Below are 26,018 nucleotides of genomic sequence, written 5' to 3'. Positions count from 1 at the left end.
GCTCCGTACTCGAAGATGTGAGCATGCGGATCCTCATGGCCGGCGCGTCCGGTTTCCTCGGCACCCGACTGGTCGACTGCCTCACCGCGGACGGCCACCAGGTCACCCGCCTGGTCCGCCGCCCGCCGCGCACCCCCGTCGAACGGCAGTGGAACCCGTCCGCCGCGCAGCTCGATCCGCAGTGCGTCGCCGACGCCGACGCGGTGGTGAACCTGGCCGGCGCCGGGGTGGGCGACAAGCGCTGGAACGACGAGTACCGGAAGGTGATCCGGACCAGTCGGGTGGACAGCACCACCACGCTCGCCATCACGATCGCCGGCCTGCCCGCCGCCGACCGGCCCGCGGTGCTGCTGAACTCCTCCGCCGTCGGCTGGTACGGCAACACCGGCGACCGGGCGGTCACCGAGGAGGCGCCGGCCGGTGAGGGGTTCCTCGCCGACGTCTGCCGGGTCTGGGAGGCCGCGAGCCGCCCGGCCGAGGACGCCGGCGTACGGGTGGTGCGCCTGCGTACCGGACTGCCGCTGCACCGCGACGGCGGCCTGCTCAAACCGCAGCTCCTGCCGTTCCGGCTCGGTGTCGGCGGCAAGCTGGGCAACGGGCGGCAGTGGCTGCCGTGGATCTCGATGCGGGACTGGCTCGACGCCGCGAAGTTCCTGCTGGCTCGCGACGACGTGGCCGGCCCGGTGAACGTCGTCGGCCCGGCGCCGGTCACCAACGCGGAGTTCACCCGGGAACTGGCCCGGCAGCTGCACCGCCCCGCGATCATGCCGATCCCGGCAGTGGCGCTGAAGGTCGCGCTCGGCGGTTTCGCGCAGGAGGCGCTCACCAGCACGCGGGTGCTGCCCGGTGTGCTCGACAAGGCCGGCTTCTCCTGGGCGCATCCGGACCTGCCGGGCGCGCTGCGCGCCGCCCTCACCGGGTGAGCGAGGGCGGCGCGACGTGACGGATCAGCAGCCGATCACCCAGTACGCGGGCCCGGTCTGCTTCAGCGTGCTCGTGTAGAAGGTGTTGTAGAGGCCCATCCGCTGCCCGCTGCCGAGCGCGTAGGCGTACCCGCCGGACTGGTAGGCCCGCCCGGCCACCACGTGCGCGTAGTTGCTGGCGGTGACGCAGACCGGCGCGCCGGTCGGCGACGCGGTCGGGGTCGGCGAGGGCGAGGCGGTCGGGGTGGGCGACGCGGTCGCCGTCGGGGTCGGGCTCGGCGAGGCGCCGCCACCGCCGAGCCCGAAGAAGACCGCGTCCCGGTACGTCGAACAGATGGTGTCGAGGAAGTACGCCCCGGCGGTGCCGCACTGGTCCGCGCCCGTACCCGGGTCGACGGGGGTGCCGTGGCCCATCCCGGAGACCCGGTAGAGGCGGACCTGGTCGCTGCCGTAGACCTCCAGGCCCGTACCGGCAGGCAGCGTGGACGTGCTGGTCGGGGTAGTCGACACGCCCAGCACGTTCGTCCACTGGTCCCGCGACTCGGCGGCGTTCGCGGTGGCCACCGTGGTGTCGCTGGTGCCGTGCCAGATCGCCACGCGGGGGCGCTTGCCGGTGTAGCCGGCGTACGCGCCGCGGACGAGGTCGCCCCACTGTGCCGGGGTCTTGTCCACGCCCGGGTTCATGCAGCTGAACGCGGTGACGGTGCTGGTGGCGCAGCGGTACGGGATGCCGGCGATGATCGAGCCGGCGGCGAAGACGTCCGGGTAGGCGGCGAGCATGGCCGCGCTCATCGCCCCGCCGGCGGAGAGGCCGCTGACGTAGACCCGGGCTCCGTCGGTGCCGTAGTTGGTCTTGGCGTAGTCGACCATCTGCTTGATCGACAGCGCCTCGCCCTGGCCGCGTGCGGTGTCGCCGGTCTCGAACCAGTTGAAGCAGGAGTTGGCGTTGTTGCCGCTGGGCTGCTGCGGCGCGATGAGCGTGAACTTCCACTGGTCGGCGTACTTCTGCCAGCCGGAGTTGGCGACGTACGTCGAGGCGTTCTGCACGCAGCCGTGCAGCAGCACCACGGCGGGCGCGCCGGCGGGCAGGCCGTCCGGGCGGTACGCGTACATGGCCAGGTTGCCGGGGTTGGAGCCGAACCCGGTGACCTGGGTCAGCGAGGCGGCCTGGGCGGGGAGGGCGGCGACCAGGGCGGTGGCCGCGGCCAGCACGACCCCGGCCGCCGCCCCGGCGACGCGGGCGATGAGGGATGAGGAGCGGGGCACGGGACCTCCCGATCGTGGAATGTGAACTGAGTCACCTCCGAGTTGCCGCGACGTTACGGCCGCGTTTCGTCACACCGGAATGGCCGCCACTCACACATTCACGACCGCCGAAGTGTGCGGGCGAGTTTCGTGTCCGGGCGGTCTGCCCAGGTCAGGTTGGTAACGTCCGCTGCGTGCCGTCCTCCCCGTTCCCGGCCACCGGGCCGTCGCCGAGCCGCGTCCGTGACCGGCGCGCCGACCTGCTGGTCACGCTCGCCGCGCTGGCCCTGGCCCTCTGGGTGACGAGTGGCCTGTGGCGGGATCCCAACAGCCGCGCGATCACCGTCAACTCCAGCGACCAGGCGCTGTTCGAGTGGCTGCTGGCGTTCGGCGGGCACGCGCTGACACACGGGCAGAACCCGCTGTTCACCACGTTGATCAACGTCCCGGACGGGGTGAACCTCGCGGTCAACACGTCGATCACCGTGTACGCGGCGGTCTTCGCGCCGCTGACGTACCTGATCGGGCCGCCCGCGACGTTCCTGGTGATCCTCACGCTCAACCTGGCCGCGACGGCTGTCGCCTGGTACTGGCTGCTCAGCCGGCACCTGGTGCGCAGCCGGCTGGCCGCCGGTGTGGGCGCGCTGTTCATCGCCTTCTGCCCGGCGATGGTGTCGCACGCGAACGCGCACCTGAACTGGACCGCCGGCTGGCTGGTGCCGCTGCTGATCTGGGGCGTGTTCCGGCTGCGGCGTCCCGGCCGGGCCGTCACCGGCGGGATCGTGCTCGGCCTGCTGGTGGCGGTCGCGTTCTCGATCGCCGCCGAAGGGCTCTTCTTCACCGCGCTGGCGCTGGGCGTGTTCCTCGCGGTGTGGGCGCTGCATCCGGCCCGCCGGTCCGAGGTGCGTGCCGCGCTGCCCCGGATGGCGGCCGGGCTGGGCGTGACAGCGCTCGTCGCCGGGGTGCTGCTGGCGTACCCGCTCTGGCTGCACTTCCTCGGACCGCAACGGTTCCACGGCACCGGGTTCGACCCGCTGATCCACTCCGAGGACATCGCCGCGTACGGGTCGTACCCGCGCCGGTCGCTGGCCGGCTGGGCCGGCTGGGGCACCTCCCTGGCGCCCAACCCGACCGAGGAGAACTCGTTCTTCGGCGTACCGCTGCTCCTGCTCGCCGTCGCGTGCTTCGCGCTGCTGTGGTGGCGCGCGGACCGCGCGTTCCGGGCCACGCTCGCGGCGCTCGGGGTGACCGCCGTGGTCTTCGCGGTGCTGTCGTGGGGGCCGACTGTCAAGTGGAACGGCCGCCGCTTCGACCAGACGCTGCCGTTCGGGGTGCTGGACAACCTGCCGGTGATCAACGCGGCGCTGCCGTCCCGGCTGGCGCTCGTCGTCGCGCCGGTCATCGGCCTGCTGCTGGCGTACGCGATCGACACGCTGCGCGCCCGGCCGCCACGGCACCGGGTGACCGGGCTCGCCTGGACGCTCGGCTTCGTCGCCGCGTTGCTGCCGCTGGTGCCGACCCCGCTGCTGACCAGCGTCCGCGAGCCGATCCCGGCGTTCATCACCAGCGGTGCCTGGCAGCGCTACGTCCCGCCCGACGGGGTGCTGACCCCGCTGCCGCTGACCGTTGACGTCTACCCGGACGGGCAGCGCTGGCAGGCGTACGCGCTGGCGAACCGGCAGGGCGAGTTCCGGATCCCCTCCGGGTTCTTCCTCGGGCCGGGCGGCCCGGAGGGCCGGGGCCGGATCGGCCCGGTGCCGCGCACCTTCGACTCGCTGATGGACCAGGCCGGCCGGACCGGGCTGGTGCCGATCATCACCGACGGCAGCATCCGCGAGTCCCGGGCGGACCTCCGCTACTGGGGGGTGCAGGCGGTCGTACTGCCGGACCGCGTGCACGGCGCCAAGTTCGACGTCGACGAGGAGGCGCTGCGTCGCACCGCCACCGCGTTGCTCGGCCCGCCCGAGCGGGTCGAGGACGTCTGGCTGTGGCGGGTGCCGGAGTGATCGTCGCAGCGGTGCGATGGCGACGAGGCTCACGGGTCCGGTTCCCGGAGGGCGGGACTAGGCTGGACGGGTGAGCGTGACGACTTCCGGGCTGACCGCCGTCCGCGCCGGCCTGCTCGACTACCAGGCCGCCTGGGACGAGCAGCGCCGGCTGCACGAGGCGGTGGTGGCCGGCGAGCAGGGCGATACCGTGCTGCTGCTGGAGCACCCCAGCGTCTACACCGCCGGCAAGCGCACCGAGCCGTGGGACCGGCCGATGGACGGCACCCCGGTGGTGGACGTGGACCGCGGCGGCAAGATCACCTGGCACGGCCCGGGGCAGCTCGTCGGCTACCCGATCGTCCGGCTGACCGACCCGGTCGACGTGGTCGCGTACGTCCGGCGCACCGAGCAGCTTCTGATCGACGTCTGCGCCGAGTTCGGGCTGGCCGCCGGCCGGGTCGAGGGGCGCAGCGGCGTGTGGGTGCCGGAGGACGACCGGGGCCCGGCCTGCAAGGTGGCCGCGATCGGCATCCGGGTGGCCCGCGGCGTCACGCTGCACGGCTTCTCCATCAACTGCGACTGCGACCTGGGCTTCTTCGACCGGATCGTGCCCTGCGGCATCCGCGACGCCGGGGTCACCTCGCTGACCGCCGAGCTGGGCCAGCCGATTTCAGTCGCCGACGTGCTGCCCGTGGTCGAGCGGCACCTGCCGACGCTGACGCGGGTCTGAGGCCGGTGCGGCTCGACCTGGTCACACTCGTCGTGGCCGAGTACGACCCGGCCGTCGCGTTCTTCACCGAGGTGCTCGGCTTCGAGCTGGCGGAGGACAGCCCGTCGCTGACCAACGACGGCCGTCCCAAGCGCTGGGTCGTGGTACGCCCACCGGGTGGAGGCACGGGCCTGCTGCTGGCCCGCGCCGACGGCGAGCACCAGGCAGGTGCGGTGGGCGACCAGACCCACGGCCGGGTGGGCTTCTTCCTCCAGGTCGACGACTTCGAGGCGGTGTATCGGCGGATGGCCGACGCGGGCGTCGAGTTCGTCCGGCCGCCCCGCACCGAGCCGTACGGCCGGGTCGCGGTCTTCCGCGACATCGCCGGCAACCCCTGGGATCTGCTCGGTCCGGCCTGACCGCTCCTCGTCCCCTCGCCTCCCGCCCCCGGCCACCGCGCATCCGCTCGGTGCGCGGTGGCCGACCGGTGCGGGTCGTCGCCCGCCCGGAACCGCCTCGCCATCGGTCACGGTAAGTAACAGAGCCGTGTCCGTGGCATGTGACCTCATGCCGACTTTGCTCTGCAGCCGGATCCGCGACGGTCACTCCCGGTTGATCGTTGCGCTCGTGGCTGCAGAGCAAAGTGCGCAGACACCCTTCTCTCCCCACCGAGGGCCATACGCCATAACCCCTGCTCAGCGAGATTCGTCGGCGTAAAGGGCATCTCGACGACTCCGGATGCCCCATCACCGATCGTGATCACAAGGCTGCAGGGCTCCTCATAACTCTCAGTGGCCAACCTGGGTCGGCTGCGGAGGGCGGCGGCTCGACCGACGGCTCTGGCGAGCCCGTGCCCGACGCCGGGACCGGGACCGGGACCGGCAGAGAGGAAGTCCGCCGCCGCGGGCCGGCACGGAGCAAGCCGTACCGGCCGCAGCCGTCAGGGCGTGAGGCGGTGCAGGTCGCGCGGGAAGGCGGTCACCTCCCGGACGTTCGCCGCGCCCGTGAGCCGCGCGACGAACCGCTCCAGCCCGATCGCGAAACCGCCGTGCGGCGGCATGCCGTGCCGGAACGCGTCCACGTACCCGGCGTACGGCTCGACCGGCTCGCCCCGCGCCGCCAGGGCGGCCAGGTAGTCGGCGTGCCGGTGCAGCCGCTGCCCGCCGGTCACCAGCTCCACGCCCCGGAACAGCAGGTCGAAACCGTTCGAGTACGCGGGCCGGGCCGGGTCCGGGTGGGTGTAGAAGGGGCGCTTCGCCATCGGGTAGCCGGTGACGAAGAGGAAGTCGCTGTCGTGCTCCCGAAGCGCCCACTCCCCCAGCGCCCGCTCGTGCGCCGGCGCCAGGTCGGGTTCGTCGGCCGGCGCTCCGGCGATCTTCAGCGCGTCGGTGAAGTGCACCGCCGGAATCTCGGCCGGCACCTCCGGCACCGTCACGCCGAGCGTGGCCAGCGCACCGCCGACCCGCTCGGCGACTGTCGCCACCATCCCGGCCAGGGTGCCCCGCAGCACCGCCATCACGTCCCGGTGGTCGGTCACGAAGCCCAGCTCGACGTCGAGCGACGTGTACTGGGCCAGGTGGCGCACCGTGTCGTGCGGCTCAGCGCGAAACACCGGCCCCACCTCGTAGACCCGTTCGAAGACGCCGACCATGAGCTGCTTGTAGAACTGCGGCGACTGGGCCAGGTAGGCGGGCCGCCCGAACCAGTCCAGCGCGAACACGTTCGCCCCGCTCTCGGTCGACGAGGCGACCACCTTCGGCGTGTGCACCTCGACGAACCCCTGCTCGTCGAGGGTGGCCCGGAAGCCGGACACGGCCGCCGCCGAGATCCGCAGCGCGGCGGATCGGCTCGGGTGCCGCAACGCGGTCGCCGCGTGGTCGAGCTGAGTGGGCAGGGTGGCGGTGAGCGCCGGCCGGTACAGGTCGAACGGGGGCGCGACGGCGGGTGGCCCGAGCGGACGTACCGTCGGCTCGACGACCTCGACCCCGGCGGGCGCGGTGGGGTTCGCGACCACCGTGCCGACCACCTCGACGACCGTCTCCTCGGTGAGCGCCTCGACCTGCTCCCGCACGGCGGGCACGGCGACCACCACCTGGGCGAGCCCGGCGGCGTCACGGAGGATCAGGAAGGCCACCGACTTGAGCAGCCGGCGGCGGTGGACCCAGCCGGCGAGCCGCACGGTGGCGCCCACATGGGCGGGGAGTTGGGTGGACAGGATGCGTTGCACGACGACTACCTCCTTGACCAATCGCAACGCGATCCCCAGGGAGGTGTGGGCGAGCGGGAACCTCGCGGTGCCACCACACCTTCGCCCCCGCCAGGGCGGGAGCCTCGTTCGACGCCTTTTCACCGGGGCCGGCCGGGCGGGCTCTACTGGGCGCGACACGCCGTTCTTCCCGCAGCTCGGGAGGGTCTTCACGAACCGGCGCCAGACCGCCTCGCAGCAACCGGCGGCTCTCTCGACTGGCGGGATCGGTCCGTTACTCGGCTCCGTCACAGCTCTGCCCGGCACGCTAGCACCGCGCGTGCCGCACTGTGACCGGGTTTTTTCGCCCCTGGTGTCCGGTGTCACAGCGATTCCGGCGTGACGGCCGTCGCCCGCCGTTCATCGACCGCCGCCGACCGGCGTACGCTCGGTTTTGTGACGATCGAGCAATCCGCGCCGACGACTGAGCAGGCAGCGCGCACCGCGACTGTCGCCCCGGAGGGGCGGCGGATGCTGCGGATCGAGGCGCGCAACGCCGAGACGCCGATCGAGCGCAAGCCGCCGTGGATCAAGGTCAAGGCCAAGATGGGCCCGGAGTACACCCAGTTGCGCGGGCTCGTCTCGCGCGAAGGGCTGCACACCGTGTGCCAGGAGGCCGGCTGCCCCAACATCTACGAGTGCTGGGAGGACCGGGAGGCCACCTTCCTCATCGGTGGTGACCAGTGCACCCGGCGCTGCGACTTCTGTCAGATCGACACCGGCAAGCCGGCCGAGTTCGACGCCGACGAGCCGCGGCGCGTCGCCGAGTCCGTCGCCGCGATGGGCCTGCGCTACGCGACCATCACCGGTGTCGCCCGCGACGACCTGCCCGACGGCGGGGCCTGGCTCTACGCCGAGACGGTCCGGCAGATCCACGCGCTGCAGTCCGGCTGCGGTGTCGAGCTGCTGATCCCCGACTTCAACGCCGTGCCGGAGCAGCTCGCCGAGGTCTTCGGCTCGCGGCCCGAGGTGCTGGCGCACAACGTGGAGACCGTGCCGCGCATCTTCAAGCGGATCCGCCCGGCGTTCCGCTACGAGCGTTCGCTGGACGTGATCCGCCAGGCGCGGGCCGACGGCCTGGTCACCAAGAGCAACCTGATCCTGGGCATGGGCGAGGAGCGCGCCGAGGTGTCCCAGGCGCTGCGCGACCTGCACGAGGCCGGCTGCGAACTGATCACCATCACGCAGTACCTGCGTCCCTCCCCCCGGCACCACCCGGTGACCCGCTGGGTCAAGCCGGAGGAGTTCGTCGAGCTGCGCGAGGAGGCCGAGGAGATCGGCTTCGCGGGCGTGATGAGCGGCCCGCTGGTCCGCTCGTCGTACCGCGCGGGCCGTCTCTACCAGCAGGCGCTCGACGCCCGCCGGGAGGTCACCGTCGCCGGCTGAGGCCGGCCGACCACCGCGTCACCCGCCGCCGGCCGCCCGCCGGATGCCATGATCACAGGCATGACCGCCGGGGTACGCGAGGAGCCACGCGAAGCCGTGCGCCCTCGTACGCCCCGGCGGCTGCCGTTGCCGACGCTGCTCGCCCTGCTCGTCGGGTTCGCCGGGGTGGGCTACCGGCTGGCGCTGCTGTTCGCCGACGTCCCGCCCACCAACAGCGACGAGGCGACGATGGGGCTGGCCGCCCTGCACATCGTCCGCGGCGACGGCTTCCCGGTCTGGTTCTACGGCCAGGCGTACATGGGCACGCTGGAGGCGTACCTGGCCGCGCCGCTGGTCGCGCTCGCCGGGCCGTCGGTGCTCGTGCTGCGGCTGCCCACGCTGGCGCTGTACGCGTTGTTCCTGCTGCTGTCCTGGCGGCTGACCCGGCGGCTCGGCGGTGACCGCTGGTACGCCCTGCTCGTCGTCGCCGTGCTGGCGCTCGGCTCCGACCGGGTGGTGAAGAACCAGCTCATCGCCGGCGGCGGCTATCCGGAGCTGAACCCGGCCGGCACGGCGCTGGCGCTGCTCACGATCGGGCTCTGCGTGACCGGGCCGGGCACGCGGCTGCCCCGCTGGGCGGCCTGGGGACTGATCGCCGGGGTGCTGCTGTGGGTTGACCCGCTGATCCTGCCGTACGTGCTGACGCTCGGCGCGCTGCTCGTGGCGTGGCGCCGGCGGGAACTGGCCGGCCGGGCCGGGTTCGTGCTGGCCGGCGCGCTGCTGCTGGGCGCGGCGCCGATGCTCGTGGACAGCATCCGGCACGGCCGCAACCCGGTCACCGCGGTGCTGGCGGCGGGTGGCTCCGGCGCTGCCGCGGACTGGGCGGACCGGCTGCACGGCGGGCTGGTCCTCGGACCGCCGCTGGCAATGGGTTTCTGCTCCCCCGGCCGGTGTGCCACCTGGCAGCTCTGGTGGGCCGTCGCGTTCCCGGTGCTGCTGGTGCTCGCCGCGCTCGCCGCGTGGCACACCCTGCGCCGCGCTTCCGGCCGTCCGGGTTCGGCGGAGCGGGTGTCGGCCGGGGTGCGGCTGGCGCTGCTCGGCGGCGCGACGGGGGTGCTGGCCGCGTACGCGGTGAGCAACGCGGCCGGGCAGACGCCGATCGAGAGCAGCCGTTACCTGTCGTGCCTGGCGGTCGCCGTACCGGCCCTGCTCTGGCCACTGTGGCGGGCCGCTCGCCGGCCGACGGCCCGGGTGGCGGGGATCGCGGCGGTGGTGGTGCTCGCGGGCGTGCTCGGCACCGGCGCGGCGGCCACTGTGGACCTGATCCGGGCGGCGCCCGCCGTGCATGCCGAGGCCGACCGGCACCGATCGCTCGTGGACACGCTCGGCGCGCTCGACGTCCGGCACGTACGCGGCGGCTACTGGACGTGCAACCGGCTCACCTACGCGACCGGCGAGAACGTGGTCTGTGCTGTGGTCGACGACGACCTGACGCCGGGTTTCGACAGGCTGCCCGCGTACCGGCGGGCGGTGGCGGCCGACCCGGACGCGGCGTGGGTGGCACCGGCCGATTCGCCGCTGGCCGCGCGGCTGGACGAACGCCTCGGCACCGAATCCGGTGCGCTCGACGTGGTCACGGTGGCCGGCTGGCAGATCTACCTGCCGCGCCGCTGACGCAGACGCGGCGCGGCGAGCTACCGGGCGCGGCGCTGTGCCGGGGCGGGCGGCGAAGCGTCGAGCAGGCCGAGGCGGTGGGCCAGCGCGGCGGCCTCCACCCGGTTGGTCACGTCGAGCTTGGCGATGATCCGGGACACGTGCACGCTCGCCGTCTTCGGCGAGATGAACAGCCGCTCGGCGATCCGGCTGTTGCTGTGCCCCTCGGCGACCAGCCGCAACACCTCCTGCTCCCGGCTGGTCAGCAGGTCCGGCCCGGGTCGCCCGGTGCCCCGCAGCCCGACCCGGCGGGCCAGCGTCGCCGCCTGCTCGCCCAGCCGGGTGGCGCCCAGCCGAGCGGCCAGCTCGGCCGTCTCGCGTACCGCGGCGGCGACCTCGTCCCGCTCGCCCGCCGCGGCGGCCGCCTCGGCCAGCCCGAGCAGCGCCCGGCCCAGCGGGTACGGCTGCCCGGCTGCCCGCCACGCCGCCACGGCCTCCCGCCACCCGGCGAGCGCCTCGGCGGGACCGGCGGGCCCGAGCCCGGTCAGGACGGCGGTGACGTGCGCCGCGTGGGCGCGCTCCGCCGGGTACCGGGCGGGCAGCGCGGCGGCAACCGCCGACACCTCGGCGGCCAGCGTCGCGTCCCCGGTCGTCGCGGCGGTACGCGCCAGCGCGTTCAGCACCGGCCAGCCCTCGCGCGGCAGGTCGGCCAGGTGCGCGTCGGCCAGGGCGGCGCGCGCCGCGCGTACCGCCTCCAGCTTGTCGTCGGCGGCGAGCGCGGCCTCCACGCGCAGCTCGTGCAGCGGCAGCCGGTGGTTCGGCCAGAGGTAGGGCCGGCTGAGGAACGCCAGCGCCCGCCCGACGACCTCGTCGGCGCCGGGGTGGGCGCGGGCCAGGTGGAGCCCGGCGCGCAGTTGCAGCCAGTGCAGCCCGGACACGCCGGGCGGGTCGATCCGGGCCGCCTCGGCGCAGGTGGCGTCCGCCTCGTCCCAGCGGCCCAGCGCGATCAGCGCCTCGGCCCGGTTCGACAGCAGGTACGCCCCGATCGAGCGGCTGATGCCGACCCGGCGCGCCTCGCTCACCCCGGCCGCGGCTGCCTGTTCGGACTCGTCGTAGCGGCCCAGTTCGTAGAGCACGTCGGAGATGAACACCAGCGCGCTGACCAGGGCCCACGAGTCACCGGCGGCGCGGGCCCGCGCCTCGACCCCGCGCAGCTCGGCCAGCCCGCGCTCCGGGGTGCCGTCGAGGCGGTGCAGCAGGGCGATCCGGGTGGGCAGCAGCACCAGGTCGGTGCCGACCTCGGACGCGCCGGCCGCGGCTTCGGCGGCGACCGAGGCGGCCTCACGCGGGTCGACCTTCATCAGGTGCGACGCGATGTCGGCCAGCACGGCGAACCGTTCCGGGCCGTCGGGGGCGCCGGCCGCCAGCCGGTACGCCTCGCGCAGCTCGGCCGCGCCGTCGCTCTTGCCGAGCAGCGCGAACAGCCGGCCGCGATGGTCGAGCAGGCGGGCGGCGCGCAGCGGCTCGGCGCCGGGGTCGACCTCGGCCAGCGCGGCCCGGGTGAGCGTGAGCGCCCGGCTGAGGTCACCGGCGGTGACCGCGGCGGTGAGCGTGTCCTCCAGCACCCGCAGGTGGTCCATGCCGAGCCGGTCGGCGGCGTCGGGCACCTGCTCCCACAGTTCGAGGACGCGCTCCAGCAGGCGGCTCTGCTCGGCGTACGCGTACCGTTCGGCCGCCGCCTCGGCGGCAACCCGGGCCGTGGTGAGCGCGCGCGGGTGGTCGTGCGCCGCGTACCAGTGGTGGGCGATCTCGGCCGGCGCGCGACCGGCGGCGACCAGGTGGGGTTGGGCCTCGATCGCGGCGGCGTACCGGGCGTGCAGCCGCGCGTGCTCGCCGGGCAGCAGGTCGTCGTGCACGGCCTCGCGGACCAGCGCGTGCCGGAACTCGTAGTCGCCGTCCGGGTCGGCCACCACGAGCTGCCCGGCGACGGCGGCGCGCAGCGCGTCCTCCAGTTCGGCCTCGGGCAGGCCGGCCACCTCGGCGAGGAGCTGATGGGCGAAGCGGGTGCCCCCGGCGGCGGCGATCCGCAGCACCCGCTGGGCCGGCTCGGGCAGCCGGTCGACGCGGGCCAGCAGCAGGTCGCGCAGCGTCTCCGGGATGGTCGCGCAGCCGACCGGGCCACCGGCGGCGGCCAGCTCCTCGATGAAGAACGGATTGCCCTGGGTGCGTTCGTGCACGTCGTCGACGGTCCGGGCGAACTGCTCGGCGCCGAGGAGGTCGGCCAGCACGGCGGCGGTGCCGTCGCGGTCGAGGCGGCCCAGCTCGATCCGGTCCACGCCGCGGACCCGGTCCAGCTCGGCGAGGAACGGCCGCAGCGGGTGCCCGCGGTGCAGCTCGTCGGTGCGGTACGTGCAGACCACGAGCAGGCGGGTGGCGCGGGCGGCCCGCACCAGGAAGCCGATCAGATCGCGGGTGGACCGGTCGGCCCAGTGCAGGTCCTCGATCACCAGCACCAGCGGGCGTTCCTCGGCGATCCGCCGGAACAGGTCGGCGACCAGGTCGAACAGGTAGCCGCGCGGGGTGTCGGCGAGGGCCGGCCCGGCGGGCGCGGCGACGCCTGCCGGCATCCGGGCCAGTTCCGGCAGCAGCCGGGCGAACTCCGCCTCGTAGCCGGCGAAGGCGGCCGGCCCGTCGTGGCGCAGCACGTCGCGCAGCGCGGCGGCGAACGGGGCGAACGGCAGGCCGGCCTCGCCCAGCTCCAGGCACTGGCCGACGAGCAGGCGCGCGCCGGCGGCGTCCACCTGCGTGCCGAACTCCTCCAGCAGCCGGGTCTTGCCGACACCCGCCTCGCCGCCGACGAGCACCGTCGCCGGCTCGCCGGACCGGGACCGGGTCAGCGCGTCGCCGAGTGCGGTCAGCTCGGTCCGGCGGCCGACGAGGACGGTGCTGGCGGCGCGTACGGTCACGCCGTCGAGCATGCCACGCGCCCCCGACGGCCCGACCGGGCCGATCGGGCGGCGCGTTGCCGCCGGTCCGGCCGCCCCCGTGACGGCCGGACCGGCGAGTTCCCCTGCGGCACCGGCCGCGCCCACGATCCCGGGGACGGCCGGACCGGCGAGTCCCCCCAGGGCACCGGCTGTGCCAACGAACCCGGCACCGGCCGCACCGGCGAGTCCGGCGACGGCCGCCGGTGCGGTCACCGGCGGGCGTCGGTGGTGCGGGCGCTGTGCTGCCGGCGGCTGAGCCAGCCGCGCGGGTGCCGGCGTGGCAGCGACCGGGCGAGCCGGTCCTGTGCGGCGTCGGCCTGCAACTCGGCGGCGTGGCTGCGGTGGATGCTGAGGATGAAGTCAGCGTCGTTACCGAACATCTCGGATCTCCCTTGTCGTGCGGTGTCGTTCCCTGTCGAGATCGACTCTCCAAGCGAAGGTGCCCCCGGGGCATGGGTACGCCGCCTGATCTTCGCCCGTCCGGCCTCCTTACCGGCGGGCCGGTTCGGGGCGGCGCGGCCGTAAGGTACTCAGCCCTCGGCGGAAGAGGCGGCCACGGATCAACGTGATGTGCGCCGACCACTAGACTCTGCGGTATGGCAAAGCCCCAGGAGAAGGTCTCGTTCGGCCAGCGGCTGAAGCAGATCGGGATGGTGTTCCGGTTCACCGCCAAGCAGGACAAGTGGTTCGCGCCGCTGACCGCGGCGGCGGTGCTGATCCCGCTCGCGCTCACCGTGGTCGCGGTGATCGCCTGGGGCTGGATCTGGCTGCCGATCGGCATCCTGCTCGCCCTGCTCGCCGTGCTGATCGTGCTCAACCTGCGCTCCAACAAGGCGATGATGAACGCCGCCGAGGGGCAGCCGGGCGCGGCGGCGCAGATCATGGAGAGCATGCGCGGCGACTGGCGGGTCACCCCGGCGGTCAGCTCCACCACCCAGATGGACATGGTGCACCTGGTGGTGGGCCGGCAGGGCGTGATCCTGCTGGCCGAGGGCAACCCGCAGCGCGTACGCGGCCTGCTCGGCCAGGAGAAGCGCCGCCTGGCGAAGGTGATCGGCACCGCTCCGCTGCACGACTACGTGATCGGGCAGGGCGAGGGTGAGCTGCCGGTCCGCAAGCTGCGGATGACGTTGATGCGGCTGCCCCGCGCCCTGTCCCCGAAGGACGTCAACGCGCTCGACAAGCGGCTCAAGGCGCTCACCGCGCGGCCGCAGATGCCCAAGGGCGCGATCCCGAAGAACATGCGGCCGGCGCGCGGCGCGTTCCGGCAGACCCGGGGTCGCTGACCTTCGGCGTACGCGAGAAGGAGCCGGTTCCCGTGCGGGGCCGGCTCCTTCTTCGTGCGGGTCAGCGGCGCGGGGCGTCGGTGACGACCGACCCGGAGAGCCGGTCGTGCAGGCCGCGCCGATGCTCGTCCATCAGCAGGGCCGGCACCACGAGGGCCAGCAGGAGGCCGCGCAGCAGGCCCCGGAGCAGCCCGATCCGGCCGCCGTCGGCCCAGGACACGCAGCGCAGCCGGGTCAGGTACATGCCGGGGGTCTGGGCGAACAGGCCGATGAAGAAGCCGTACTCCAGGATCAGCACCAGGACCGGCGGCCAGCCGTCGCGGACCGGGTCGGAGAAGGCCCGGGCGACCATCAGGCACAGCACCCAGTCGATGATCAGGGCGCCGAAGCGGCGGCCGAGACTGGGCGGGGTGAAGGCGGGGTCGGTGGCGGGCGGCACCGGTGTGGCGGCGGTATCGGTCACAGCGGCCAGGGTAGCGCCGCCGCGACCCCTGACGAAAAATACGACATTCAGCATCAGAGCGTGCCGGGATGACGCTCCGCAAGCGACGTAACACGGCGGAAACAGACGAGACACGGCCGGGCAACCCCCCGGCCATAGCGTCGCCAGTAGCCAGCTACCGGAGTGGACCTGCCAGGAGGACGTGTGTTCGCCAATTCCGAGGAACTCCTGCGATACCTCGCCAACGAGGACGTGAAGTTCGTCGACGTACGTTTCTGTGACCTGCCCGGCGTGATGCAGCACTTCAACCTGCCGGTCGAGTCGTTCGACGACAGCGTCTTCACCGACGGCCTCGCCTTCGACGGATCCTCGATCCGCGGCTTCCAGGCCATCCACGAGTCCGACATGCTCCTGCTGCCGGACGTCGCCACCGCCTTCATCGACCCGTTCCGGGCCCAGAAGACGCTCGCGCTGAACTTCTTCATCCACGACCCGTTCACCCGCGAGGCCTACTCCCGCGACCCGCGCAACGTCGCGAAGAAGGCCGAGGCGTACCTCGCCGCCAGCGGCATCGCGGACACCGCGTACTTCGGCGCGGAGGCGGAGTTCTACATCTTCGACTCCATCCGCCACGAGACGTCGGCGCACCAGTCGTTCTACTACATCGACTCGATCGAGGGCGCCTGGAACAGCGGCCGGATCGAGGAGGGCGGCAACCGCGGTTACAAGACCGCCTACAAGGGCGGCTACTTCCCGGTGCCGCCGGTGGACCACTACGCCGACCTGCGCGACCGGATCGTGCGGCGCCTCGTCGACGGCGGCTTCACCGTCGAGCGCTCGCACCACGAGGTCGGCACCGCCGGCCAGTCGGAGATCAACTACAAGTTCTCGACGCTGCTGCACGCCGCCGACCAGCTCCAGCTGTTCAAGTACATCGTCAAGAACGAGACCTGGGCCGCCGGCAAGACCGCCACGTTCATGCCCAAGCCGCTGTTCGGTGACAACGGTTCCGGCATGCACACCCACCAGAGCCTGTGGCGTGGCGGCGAGCCGCTGTTCTACGACGAGACCGGCTACGCCGGGCTGTCCGACACCGCCCGCTGGTACATCGGCGGCCTGCTGCACCACGCCCCGTCGCTGCTCGCCTTCACCAACCCGACGGTGAACTCCTACCGTCGTCTGGTGCCGGGCTTCGAGGCCCCGGTGAACCTGGTCTACTCGCAGCGCAACCGCTCCGCCTGCACCCGCATCCCGGTCACCGGCAGCAACCCGAAGGCCAAGCGCGTCGAGTTCCGGGTGCCGGACCCGTCGAGCAACCCGTACCTGGCGTTCTCGGCCATGATGATGGCCGGCCTGGACGGCATCAAGAACAAGATCGAGCCGCCGGCGCCGATCGACAAGGACCTCTACGACCTCCCGCCGGAGGAGTGGGGCGACGTCAAGCAGGTTCCGGGTTCGCTGCCGGAGGTGCTCAACGCGCTGGAGGCCGACCACGACTACCTGCTCGACGGCGGCGTGTTCACGCCCGACCTGATCTCCACCTGGGTCGACTGGAAGCGGGCCAACGAGGTCGACCCGGTGCGTCTGCGCCCGACCCCGCACGAGTTCGCGATGTACTTCGACTGCTGAGCACGTACGTCAGCACCGGCCGGGGCCGGCTCCGCGATAGCGGAGCCGGCCCCGGCCGTTTCACGCAGTGCGGCGACGCAACGCGGCCCGGACACCGACGATCGCGACGACCACCACCAGCACCGTCATCAGCACCGCGCCCGGCGCCTTGCTGAACCGGGCCAGGTTGGATCCGTCCGGCAGCGTGAGCAGCGAGGCCACCGCGCAGGGGGCCACGAACCAGACCTGCCGGGCCAGCGGCACCGCCGCGACCGCGAGCACTGTCAGCGGCCAGATCGCGTACCAGGGGTGGAAGACCGGGGCGAGCAGCACTGTGGCGGCGAGCGCCAGGCCCGCGCCGAGCAGCGCCACCCGGGGCCGGGCCGACGTCAGCCGGGCCACCCGCTGCCGGGTGTCGTTGAGCCGGCGCAGCGTCGTCCACGCCCACCACCAGAGCGCGACGAGCGTCCCGGCCAGCAGCACCAGCGCGACCGCCCGGACCACCGGTACCGCCGCCGGCCGCTGCCCGGCCAGCTCACCGGCGTAGTCGACGACGAACCCGATCGCGGTCGGCGGGGAGGTCCACTGCTGCGAGTCGCCGCTGTGGCCGAGCCCTCCGACCCAGCCCAGCCCGAGGCCGGTGGCGAGCGACACGAGGAGCAGCGTGCCGAGCACCGACGCGGCCAGCTGCCCGCCGTCGCGCAGCAGCGCCCGCCAGGTGTAGCGGCCGAGCACGGCGGCGAGCGCCGCGAACGGCAGCGCCACGACCGCGACCGCCTTCACCGCCACGGCCAGGCCCAGCAGCACCCCGGCCACCAGCAGCGCGCGCGGCTTGCCCGGCAGGCGGACCAGCACCAGCAGGCCGAGCAGGAGCAGCCCGAGCGCGAGCGCGTCGTTGTGCGCGCCCGCCACCAGGTGTACGCCGACCAGCGGGCAGGCGAGCACCAGCCAGGCGGCCCGGCGGGTGGGCACCCCGGCGGCACGGGCCAGACCGGGCAGGCAGAGCGCGGTCAGGAGCACGCCGGCCACCGCGACCAGCCGCAGCGCCACGATCGTCCCGATCAGGCCGCCACCGGCGAGGACTGCGAGCCCGGCCAGCAGCACGAAGAACGGTCCGTAAGGCGCGGGGGTGTCCCGCCAGATCGGCGACACCGAGTCGGTCCACGGGCAGCCGGCCGCCGCGACCCCCACCCGGTACGGGCTGAGCCCCTGCGTCCAGGTCCAGCCCTGGCAGGCGTACGAGTAGACGTCGCGGCTGCCGATCGGCGGCGCGGCGAGCAGCGGCAGCGACCAGAGCCCGGCGGTCAGGTAGGCCCACCGGCCGGACGGGGCGCCCCACCGCAGCGACCACCAGGCGCCCACCAGCAGCAGCGTCCCGGCCAGCCAGCAGGCAAGCGTCACCGGCCCGTACGGTGCGTGCCAGATCGTGGCGAGCGTGCCGCGCGGGGGCGTGCCGGGCAGCGCGCCGCCGAGCCATCCGGCGACGGTGAGCAGCACGGCCCCGGCGAGGCCGGTGTAGCGGGCGAGACCGGCGGCGATCGGCCGGACGGGTCCGTCGGGCTCGCTCACCGGCACACTCCTCAGTCCACGGGAACCGGCTGCCGGCCCTTGCGAGCCGACCGTACCAACCACACGACCAGCCCGATCACGAACAGGGTCATCAGCGGCGCACCGGGCATCTTGGAGTACCGGGCCAGCCCGGTTCCGTCGGCCAGCACCAGGAACGACGACACCACCGTGACGATCGAGAACCACAGCGTGCGGCGTGCGGTGGCGGCGAGCACCGCGAGCGGCCACAGCCAGTACCAGGGGTGGAACAGCGGGGAGAGCGCGACGGTGGCGGTCAGCGCCAGCCCGGCGTGCCAGAACGGCTCACCGCGACGGAACGACCGGAACCAGAGCCAGATCAGCACGGCGATCAGCACGACCATGCCGATCGCCCGGGTCACCGGCAGCGCGTCGACGTGCACGCCGAACGGCGCCAGCAGGTAGCCGACGGTCTGCCCCACCGCCGTCGGCGGCGAGGTCCAGGCCACCACCAGCCCGCCCTGTTCCAGCCCGCTGATGAACCCCAGCCCCAGGCCGGAGGCGACCGTCACCGCGGCGAGCGCCGCGAGCGAGCCGCCGACGACCCACCCCCCGTCGCGCACCAGCGTCCTGATCCGGTACGCCCCGACGATCGCGGCCAGCGCGGCGAACGGCATCACGACCAGCGCGGTGACCTTGACGGCGGCGGCGAGTCCGAGCAGCGCCCCACCGGCGAGCAGTGGTCCGGGCCGCCCCGGACGGGCCGCCACCACCGCCAGCCCGGCGACCAGTAAGCCGATCATCAGCGCGTCGTTGTGCGCGCCGGAGACCAGGTGCACGGGCACCAGCGGGCTCGCCAGCGCCAGCCAGAGCGCCCGCCGCGGGGGCACCCCGCAGCGACGGGCCAGCACCGGCAGCGCCCACGCGGTGAGCGCCACCCCGGCCACGGCGAGCACCCGGAACAGCGCGACGGCGGCGAGCAGCGAGCCGGTCGCCTCCACCACCGCGCCGGCGAGCAGCACGAACAGCGGCCCGTACGGCGCCGGCGTGTCCCGCCAGATGTAGGAGATGGTGTCCAGCCAGGGGCAGGGCAGCGCTGACACGCCCTGCTCGTAGGGGTTGATCCCGCCCGAGAAGCTGGCGCCCTGGCAGGCGTACGCGTACACGTCGCGGCTGCCCAGCGGCGGCGCGACCAGCATCGGCAGCAGCCAGAGCGCGACTGTGACCAGCACCCAGCGGGACGACGGCACCCGGTCCCGCAGCGACCACCAGGCCCACGCCAGCAGCGCGGTGCCGACCAGCCACAACCCGATGATCAGCGGCCCGTCCGGCCCCTGCCAGATGCTGACCGGGGTGGGACGCAACTCGCCGTCGGGCAGGGCGCCACCGAGGAACGCGGCCACGGCGAGCAGCACCGAACCCGCCAGGCCGATCCAGCGCGAGAGGTGGTGAGGCACGTCCGACATGCTGCCAGTACGGTGGTTCGCGATCAGGAGGTGGGCATGCGGGGCGGTCGGGTGGTGGCGGTCTCCGCCGTGTCGGCGCTCGTCCTCGCCGTGCTCTACCTCACCCTGCCGGCGACCGGCTCGGATCTGTCCGCGCAGGTCGCCCGCGCCGGCTTCTTCGCCGAGCACGGGGCCGCCCTGGTCGACCTGCGCTGGTACGGCGGCGTGCACCCGTGGGGCTACAGCCTCGTCTCGCCGCCGCTGATGGCGCTGCTCGGGGTACGCGTCACCGGCGCGCTCGCCCTGCTCGCCTCCGCCACCGCGTTCGCCGCCCTGCTGGTGCGGACCCGGGTGCCCCGCCCGCTGCTGGGCAGCCTGGTGGGCGTCGTCACGATCGCCGGCAACCTGGTCTCCGGCCGGGTCACCTACGCCCTCGGCGTCGCGTTCGGCTTGGCCGCGCTGCTCGCGCTCACGATCCCCGCCCGCCGCACACGCCTCGCCGCCGACGCTGATGCCGCCGGCGAGCCGGCCGATCCCGGCGTTGCCGGTGCCGGGCCGGTCGGGCCCGGCGCTCCCGGTCGTGGCCGGAGCGTCTGGGCGGCCGTCGCCGCCGGTGCCGCCGCGCTGCTCGCTTCGGCGGCCAGCCCGGTGGCCGGGCTTTTCGTCGGGCTCGCCGGCGTCGCGCTGCTGCTGACCCGCCGGTACGCCGACGGCCTGCTGCTCGCCGTACCGGCCGCCGCGCCGCTCGCCGTGACCGGGCTGTTGTTCGGCGAGGGCGGCTGGATGAACATCAGCACGGCCGACACCGTGCACGCCGTGGTGACGGGCCTGGTGGTGGCGGCGCTCGTGGCGTACCGGCCGGTGCGGGTGGGGGCGCTGCTGTCCGCGGCCGGGGTGCTCGCGTCGGCGCTGCTGCACACGCCGGTCGGCCTGAACGCCACCCGCCTGGTGGTGATGTTCGCGCTGCCGGTGCTGGCCGCCGCCGCGACGCTCCCCGCTCCGCTCTCGGATCGGCTCCGCGCCACCGGTAGGCGCTCCCGGGTCGTCGGCGCGGTCGGGCTGGCCGCTCTGCTGGCGGTGGTCTGCTGGTGGCAGCCGCCGGTGGTCACCGCCGACCTGCGCAGCGCCGACGATCCGACGGCCGACCCGGCGTACTTCACGCCGCTGCGCGTGGAACTGGCCCGGCGCGGGCTCACCGGGCGGGTGGAGGTGCCGCCGACCCGCAACTACTGGGAGGCGGCCCACATGGGGGACGTACCGCTGGCCCGGGGCTGGCTGCGGCAGGCCGACATCGACCGCAACGCGCTGTTCTTCACCACTGTGCCCGGCGCGGACGGCACCGGCGTCCCGCTGACCCCGATCACCTACCGGGACTGGCTGGCCGACAACGCGGTGCAGTACGTGGCGGTGCCCGACGCCGAGTTCTCCTGGGTGGGATCGTCGGAGGCGAAGCTGGTGGAGATGGGCCAGCCGTACCTGACCGAGGTGTGGTCGGACCGGCGCTGGAAGCTGTACGCGGTGGCGGAGCCCACCCCGCTCGTCGGCGCCCCGGGTGAGCTGGTCCGTCAGGACGGCGCCTCGATCACGTTCCGCGCCCCCGCCGCCGGCCCGATCCCGATCCGGGTACGCCACGACCGCTGGCTCACCGCCAACGGCGGCGCCGAAGTCACCCGAGACGGCAAGTGGACCACCGTAACGGTCCCCCGGGAGGGCACCTACACCCTCACAAGCTGACCCACCCGCCCCCGTGATCCCCGTCGATCTTGCAGTTGCGGCCCCTCGGGAGCCGGAGATGCCCCTTTCGTCGGGACCACAAGTGCAAGATCGACGCCGAGGGGCGGCGGGGGCTAGAGGGGGGACTCCAGGATTCGCTGGACGACTGTGCGGGAGTGGCGGCCGGTGCGCAGGTACTCGTCGAGGAACTCGCCCTGGTCCTCGCGCCCCAGCAGCCGCACCACACCGGCCAGCTCCACCCCGTGCCGGGGCAACTGGTCCCCGGCCCGGCCGCGTACCAGCATCAGCGCGTCACGCACCTCGGCGGCGAGCGTCCAGCCGGCGGCCAGCTCGGCAGCGTCGGAGGGGTCGAGCAGACCGGCGTCGCGGGCGGCGGCGAGGGCGTCGAGCGTACGGGTGCCGCGCAGCGCGGGCACCTGACCGGCGTACCGGAGCTGGAGCAACTGCACCGCCCACTCGACGTCGGCGAGACCGCCACGGCCCAGCTTGGTGTGGGTCGCCGGGTCGGCGCCGCGGGGCAGCCGCTCGGTCTCCACCCGCGCCTTGATCCGGCGGATCTCGACCACCTGCTCGCGGCTCAGCCCTTCGGCCGGGTAGCGCACCGGCTCGATCATGGCCTCGAACTCGGCGCCCAGGTCGGCGTCGCCGCAGACGAACCGCGCCCGCAGCAGCGCCTGCGCCTCCCACACCCGCGACCAGCGCGCGTAGTACTGGGCGTACGCGGCGAGGCTGCGGACCAGCGGGCCCTGCCGGCCCTCGGGGCGCAGGTCGGCGTCGACGCCCAGCGGCGGATCGGGGGCGGGCGCGGACAGCAGCCGACGCAACTCCTCGGCGATCGCCTGTGCGGCAGCGCTCGCCGCGCCCTCCTCCACCCCGGGCGGCGGGTCGTAGACGAACAGCACGTCGGCGTCGGAGAGGTAGTTCGACTCGTACCCGCCGAGCCGCCCCATGCCGATCACCGCGAAGCGCAGGCCGGGCGGTCCGGGGTGGACGGTACGGGCGGCGCGCAGCGCGGCGGCCAGCGTGGCGTCGGCGACGTGCGACAACGCGGTGCCGACTGCCGTCACGTCCACCACCGTGGGCCGGCGTTCCCCGCCGCCGACCGGGCGGGGGGTGAGCGGGGCGAGCGAACCGGCGCGGCTGAGCACGTCGGCGGCGGCGATCCGGACCAGTTCCCGGCGGCGCAGCGCGCGGACCGCCCGGATCGCCTCGACCGGGTCGTCGTGGCGGGCGGCAGCGGCGGCGAAGCCTTCGACAAGCGTCTCCCGTGGACGCGGGGTCAGTTCGCTGTCCTCGGCGAGCAGCCGCAGCGCCTCCGGTTCGCGGGCCAGCATGTCGGCCGCGTACCGGGACGAGGACAGCACCCGGGCCAGCCTGCGCGCGACCGGGCCGGAGTCACGTAGCAGGCGCAGGTACCAGGGGGTGCTGCCGAGCTTGTCGGAGACCTGCCGGTAGTTGAGCAGACCGCGGTCCGGCTCGGGGGCGTCGGCGAACTCGTCGAGCAGCACCGGCAGCAGCGTGCGCTGGATGGCGGCGGTGCGGCTGACCCCGCCGGTGAGCGCCTGGAGGTGTCGCAGCGCGCCGGCCGGGTCGGCGAAGCCGAGCACCTCCAGCCGGTGCCGGGCCGCCTCGGGCGTGAGGCGCAGCCCTTCGGCCGGCACCCGGGCCACGGATTCCAGCAGCGGCCGGTAGAGCAGCTTGGCGTGCAGCCGGCGTACCTCGGTGGCGTGGGTGACCCACTCGGCGCGGAACTCCTCGACGGCGCTGCGGCCCGGCGTGGCCGCGTAGCCGAGCGCGGCGGCGAGCCAGCGCAGCGCGGCCGGTTCGGTCGGCACGGTGTGGGTGCGGCGCAGGGCCTGGAGCTGGAGCCGGTGCTCGACGGCGCGCAGGAAGCGGTAGCCGCGCAGCAGCGCCTCCCCGTCGGCGCGGCCGACGTAGCCGCCGGCGACGAGCGCGCGCAGCGCCGGTACGGTGCCGGGCACCCGCAGCGCCTCGTCACCCCGGCCGTGCACGAGCTGGAGCAGCTGGACGGCGAACTCGATGTCGCGCAGCCCGCCCGGACCGCGCTTGATCTCGCGTTCCAGCTCCTTCGGCGGCACGTTGTCGAGGATCTTGCGGCGCATGGACCGGACGTCCTCGACCGCCTCGGGGCGTTCGGCGGCGGTCCACACGAGTGGGGCCAGCGCGTCGATCCACTCCTTGGCCAGCTCCAGGTCGCCGGCCGCCGGGCGGGCCTTGAGCAGCGCCTGGAACTCCCAGGTGCGGGCCCAGCGCTTGTAGTAGGCGAGGTGGCTGGCGAGCGTGCGGACCAGCGGCCCCCGGTTGCCCTCGGGACGCAACGCCGCGTCGACCGGCCAGGCCACCAGCCCGCAGATCTGGATCAGCCGGGTGGCGACCTGCGTCGCGGCGGGCAGGTCGTCGTCGGTCGCGGAGACGAAGATGACGTCGACGTCGGAGACGTAGTTCAGCTCGTCGCCACCGCACTTGCCCATCGCCACCACCGCGAGCCGGGGACGCGGCGTGCCGTCGGGCAGCTCGTCGGCGGCGATGTCGTAGGCGGCGGCCAGCGTGGCGTCGGCCAGCCCGGACAGCGCCGCCATGGTCTGCTCCAGGCCGCGCCCGCCGGTCAGGTCGGCCGCCGCGATCCGCAGCAGCGCGAGCCGGTACGCCTGCCGCAGCAGCGGGACCGCGCCGGTCATCGTGGTGAGCCGGGCGGCGACGCTCAGGTCGAGCCGCCCGTCCGCGGTGGGGGCGAGCCCGTCCGGCTCGGTCGCCAGCACCGCCCACTGCCCGGGGTTGGCGACCAGGTGGTCGCCGAGCGCGGAGGACGCGCCGAGCACCGCGATCAGCCGGCGGCGCAGTCCGGGGTCGGCGGCCAGGGCGTCGCGTACGGCCACCTCGTCGCCGGAGCGCCGCTCGGACTCGACCAGCCGGTGCAGCTGGCGCAGGGCCAGGTCCGGGTCGGCGGCCCGGGACAGCGCGGCGAGCAGCTCGGCGGCGTTCTCGTCGGCGGGCTCCTGGGTGTCGGGCCGCCACAGGGCGAGCCCGTCCGGGCCGAGCAGGTCGGCGGCGCGGGTGGCGCCGTCGCCCTCGGCGAATCCGTAGCGGGCCAGGCGCCCGCGGGCCGGCCGGGTCACCGTCAGGCCCCGAGCAGCGGCAGGCTGCGGCGCGGGTTGTCGTCGCCGAGTTCGCCGAGCGCGAGCGCGGCGAACCGGATCGCGAACGGCTGCCACGCCTCCTCGACGTCGGCCATCACCCGGTCGCAGGCGGCCACCACCAGCTCCGGGTCGTAGTCCAGCTCGGCCAGCACGGCCGAGTCGCGGGACCACTCGGCGATCATCGCGGTGTCGCACTCGATGTGGAACTGCAGGCCCCAGGCCCGGTCACCGAGGCGGAACGCCTGGTGCGGGTAGCGGGTGGACGCGGCCAGCAGCGTCGCGCCGTGCGGCAGTTCGGTGATCTCGTCGGCGTGCCACTGGAGCACGTCGGGCATCAGTGGCACGTACCGGAACAGCGGATCGTCCTCGGCGGCGTCGCGCCGGCCCACGAGCGCCGGGCCGATCTCCGGCCCGGACGGGCTGCGCTCAACCCGGCCGGCGTGCGCGGTGGCGAGCAGTTGCGCGCCGAGGCAGATCGCCAGCGTGGGCACCCGCCGGCGGACCGCCTTGCGCAGCAGCCCCTCCAGCGCCGGGAACCAGGGAGCGCCGGGGGCGCCGTCGGACAGCGGGTACGCCTGCTGGTCGCCGCCGAGCACCACGAGTGCGGCGTAGCCCTCCAGGTCGGCGGGGAGTGGATCGCCGGCGTGCGGACGCAGCACGCGCAGCTCCAGGCCCCCTTCGGTGAGCCACTCCCCCAGGCGGCGGAGGTCGTCGGTCGGGTCGTTCTCGATCACCAGCGCGGTCGCCACGACGTCGAGGCTAACCGGTGCGGCCGACAGGGCACGGTCCGGCAGGCCCTAGGCTCGCGCTCGTGCCTGACGACTGCCTGCGCCCACCGGCCCTGCGTCCCGGCGACGCGGTGATGCTGGTGTCCCCGTCCGGGCCGACCCGTCCCGAACGGGTGGCCCGCGGCATCGAGCTGCTCACCGGCTGGAGGCTGCGGCCGGTGCCCGCGCCGAACGCGTACGCCCGGCGGGGGTACCTGGCCGGCGACGACGCGCTGCGGGCCGCGGACCTGAACGCGGCGTTCGCCGACCCGGAGATCCGCGGGGTGATCTGCACCCGGGGCGGCTACGGCGCGCAGCGGGTGGTCGACCTGATCGACATGGCGGCGGTACGCCGGGATCCGAAGGTGGTGGCCGGGTTCTCCGACATCACCGCGCTGCAGTTCGCGCTGTGGCGGGGCGCCCGGCTGGCCGGGGTGCACGGGCCGGGCGCCGCCTGGCGGGACGAGCGCACGCCGATCCGCTCGGCGGAGTCGCTGCACGCGGCGCTGACCAGCACCGAGCCGGTGACGGTGACGGCGGTGGAGGCGGAGGAGACGTACCCGGTGCGGGTGCCCGGGCGGGCCGAGGGCCGGCTGCTCGGCGGCAACCTGTGCCTGATCACCGCGTCGATCGGCACGCCGGACATGCCCGACCTGACCGGGGCGATCCTGCTGGTCGAGGAGGTGCAGGAGCCGCCGTACAAGATCGACCGGATGCTCACCCACCTGCGCCGCTGCGGCGCGCTGGACGGGATCGCCGGGGTGGCGGTCGGCCAGTTCACCGAGTGCGCGGACGGCTGGGACACCACTGTCGTCGACGTGCTCACCGACCGCCTGGGCGACCTCGGCGTGCCGGTCCTCGGCGGCCTGCCCGTCGGTCACGGCCCCGGCCAGCTCACCGTCCCGGTAGGCACCCCCGCCACCCTGGACGCCACCA

At 74.3% G+C, this 26,018-nt stretch carries 19 protein-coding genes; 10 read left to right on the top strand and 9 right to left on the bottom strand.

Going from position 1 to position 26,018, the window contains the following annotated elements; genetic code table 11:
- Window positions 1-23 precede the first annotated feature (23 nt).
- Window positions 24-923: a TIGR01777 family oxidoreductase gene (locus F8279_RS13105; protein WP_091421166.1), complete on the top strand. Its 900-nt coding sequence runs from the start codon at window positions 24-26 to the stop codon at window positions 921-923.
- Window positions 924-947: 24 nt separating this feature from the next.
- Here F8279_RS13105 and F8279_RS13100 read toward each other — a convergent pair whose 3' ends face one another.
- A complete protein-coding gene (locus F8279_RS13100) occupies window positions 948-2,189 on the bottom strand; it encodes a PHB depolymerase family esterase (protein WP_151500064.1) in 1,242 nt (413 codons plus the stop codon).
- A 173-nt stretch (window positions 2,190-2,362) separates the two neighbouring features.
- On the opposite strand from F8279_RS13100, the gene F8279_RS13095 reads away from it, so the two are divergent.
- From F8279_RS13095 to F8279_RS13085, 3 genes are all read left to right on the top strand, one after another.
- The gene (locus F8279_RS13095) at window positions 2,363-4,174 is read left to right on the top strand and encodes a DUF2079 domain-containing protein (protein ID WP_151500063.1); all 1,812 of its coding nucleotides are present in this window, start codon (window positions 2,363-2,365) and stop codon (window positions 4,172-4,174) included.
- 70 nt (window positions 4,175-4,244) lie between these two features.
- The gene (lipB, locus tag F8279_RS13090; protein ID WP_151500062.1) at window positions 4,245-4,886 is read left to right on the top strand and encodes a lipoyl(octanoyl) transferase LipB; all 642 of its coding nucleotides are present in this window, start codon (window positions 4,245-4,247) and stop codon (window positions 4,884-4,886) included.
- Window positions 4,887-4,891: 5 nt separating this feature from the next.
- A complete protein-coding gene (locus F8279_RS13085; RefSeq protein ID WP_091421178.1) occupies window positions 4,892-5,284 on the top strand; it encodes a VOC family protein in 393 nt (130 codons plus the stop codon).
- A gap of 521 nt (window positions 5,285-5,805) precedes the next feature.
- On the opposite strand, the gene aspS is transcribed toward F8279_RS13085, so the two are convergent.
- Complete coding sequence (gene aspS / locus F8279_RS13080) at window positions 5,806-7,092, bottom strand: aspartate--tRNA(Asn) ligase (RefSeq protein ID WP_151500061.1); 1,287 nt, start codon at window positions 7,090-7,092, stop codon at window positions 5,806-5,808.
- Between the two features lie 357 nt (window positions 7,093-7,449).
- On the opposite strand from aspS, the gene lipA reads away from it, so the two are divergent.
- Window positions 7,450-8,496, top strand: a complete 1,047-nt coding sequence (lipA, locus tag F8279_RS13075) for a lipoyl synthase (protein WP_175438737.1) — start codon at window positions 7,450-7,452, stop codon at window positions 8,494-8,496.
- 60 nt (window positions 8,497-8,556) lie between these two features.
- Window positions 8,557-10,149, top strand: a complete 1,593-nt coding sequence (locus F8279_RS13070) for a DUF423 domain-containing protein (protein ID WP_225853256.1) — start codon at window positions 8,557-8,559, stop codon at window positions 10,147-10,149.
- 20 nt (window positions 10,150-10,169) lie between these two features.
- On the opposite strand, the gene F8279_RS13065 is transcribed toward F8279_RS13070, so the two are convergent.
- Together F8279_RS13065 and F8279_RS30280 are read right to left on the bottom strand one after the other, a co-directional pair.
- Window positions 10,170-13,094 (bottom strand): AAA family ATPase, encoded by a 2,925-nt coding sequence (locus F8279_RS13065; RefSeq protein WP_225853255.1) that lies wholly within the window; start codon window positions 13,092-13,094, stop codon window positions 10,170-10,172.
- A gap of 230 nt (window positions 13,095-13,324) precedes the next feature.
- Window positions 13,325-13,495: a hypothetical protein gene (locus F8279_RS30280; RefSeq protein WP_175438738.1), complete on the bottom strand. Its 171-nt coding sequence runs from the start codon at window positions 13,493-13,495 to the stop codon at window positions 13,325-13,327.
- Window positions 13,496-13,711: 216 nt separating this feature from the next.
- Here F8279_RS30280 and F8279_RS13060 point away from each other — a divergent pair, with 216 nt between their 5' ends.
- Window positions 13,712-14,401 (top strand): DUF4191 domain-containing protein, encoded by a 690-nt coding sequence (locus tag F8279_RS13060; protein WP_013287747.1) that lies wholly within the window; start codon window positions 13,712-13,714, stop codon window positions 14,399-14,401.
- 61 nt (window positions 14,402-14,462) lie between these two features.
- Here F8279_RS13060 and F8279_RS13055 read toward each other — a convergent pair whose 3' ends face one another.
- Window positions 14,463-14,918, bottom strand: a complete 456-nt coding sequence (locus F8279_RS13055) for an RDD family protein (protein ID WP_091421189.1) — start codon at window positions 14,916-14,918, stop codon at window positions 14,463-14,465.
- Between the two features lie 129 nt (window positions 14,919-15,047).
- Between F8279_RS13055 and glnA the strand changes: the two genes are divergently transcribed.
- Window positions 15,048-16,472, top strand: coding sequence for a type I glutamate--ammonia ligase (gene glnA, locus F8279_RS13050; RefSeq protein ID WP_013287749.1), 1,425 nt, complete (start codon window positions 15,048-15,050; stop codon window positions 16,470-16,472).
- A gap of 60 nt (window positions 16,473-16,532) precedes the next feature.
- Here glnA and mptB (F8279_RS13045) read toward each other — a convergent pair whose 3' ends face one another.
- Together mptB (F8279_RS13045) and mptB (F8279_RS13040) are read right to left on the bottom strand one after the other, a co-directional pair.
- Window positions 16,533-18,020, bottom strand: a complete 1,488-nt coding sequence (gene mptB / locus F8279_RS13045) for a polyprenol phosphomannose-dependent alpha 1,6 mannosyltransferase MptB (protein WP_151500058.1) — start codon at window positions 18,018-18,020, stop codon at window positions 16,533-16,535.
- 11 nt (window positions 18,021-18,031) lie between these two features.
- Window positions 18,032-19,435: a polyprenol phosphomannose-dependent alpha 1,6 mannosyltransferase MptB gene (mptB, locus tag F8279_RS13040; protein ID WP_192580688.1), complete on the bottom strand. Its 1,404-nt coding sequence runs from the start codon at window positions 19,433-19,435 to the stop codon at window positions 18,032-18,034.
- Between the two features lie 45 nt (window positions 19,436-19,480).
- On the opposite strand from mptB (F8279_RS13040), the gene F8279_RS13035 reads away from it, so the two are divergent.
- Window positions 19,481-21,157: a hypothetical protein gene (locus F8279_RS13035; RefSeq protein ID WP_151500056.1), complete on the top strand. Its 1,677-nt coding sequence runs from the start codon at window positions 19,481-19,483 to the stop codon at window positions 21,155-21,157.
- A gap of 113 nt (window positions 21,158-21,270) precedes the next feature.
- On the opposite strand, the gene F8279_RS13030 is transcribed toward F8279_RS13035, so the two are convergent.
- Together F8279_RS13030 and F8279_RS13025 are read right to left on the bottom strand one after the other, a co-directional pair.
- Window positions 21,271-24,294 (bottom strand): bifunctional [glutamine synthetase] adenylyltransferase/[glutamine synthetase]-adenylyl-L-tyrosine phosphorylase, encoded by a 3,024-nt coding sequence (locus F8279_RS13030; protein ID WP_151500055.1) that lies wholly within the window; start codon window positions 24,292-24,294, stop codon window positions 21,271-21,273.
- Window positions 24,295-24,296: 2 nt separating this feature from the next.
- Window positions 24,297-25,064, bottom strand: coding sequence for a type 1 glutamine amidotransferase (locus tag F8279_RS13025; protein ID WP_151500054.1), 768 nt, complete (start codon window positions 25,062-25,064; stop codon window positions 24,297-24,299).
- Between the two features lie 113 nt (window positions 25,065-25,177).
- Here F8279_RS13025 and F8279_RS13020 point away from each other — a divergent pair.
- On the top strand, window positions 25,178-26,018 hold an 841-nt coding region (locus tag F8279_RS13020), incomplete at its 3' end, for an LD-carboxypeptidase (protein ID WP_151500075.1).

The sequence above is a fragment of the Micromonospora sp. AMSO1212t genome, assembly GCF_008868145.1.
GTDB lineage: Bacteria > Actinomycetota > Actinomycetes > Mycobacteriales > Micromonosporaceae > Micromonospora > Micromonospora tulbaghiae.
This window is presented reverse-complemented; position numbering and strand designations above follow the sequence as displayed.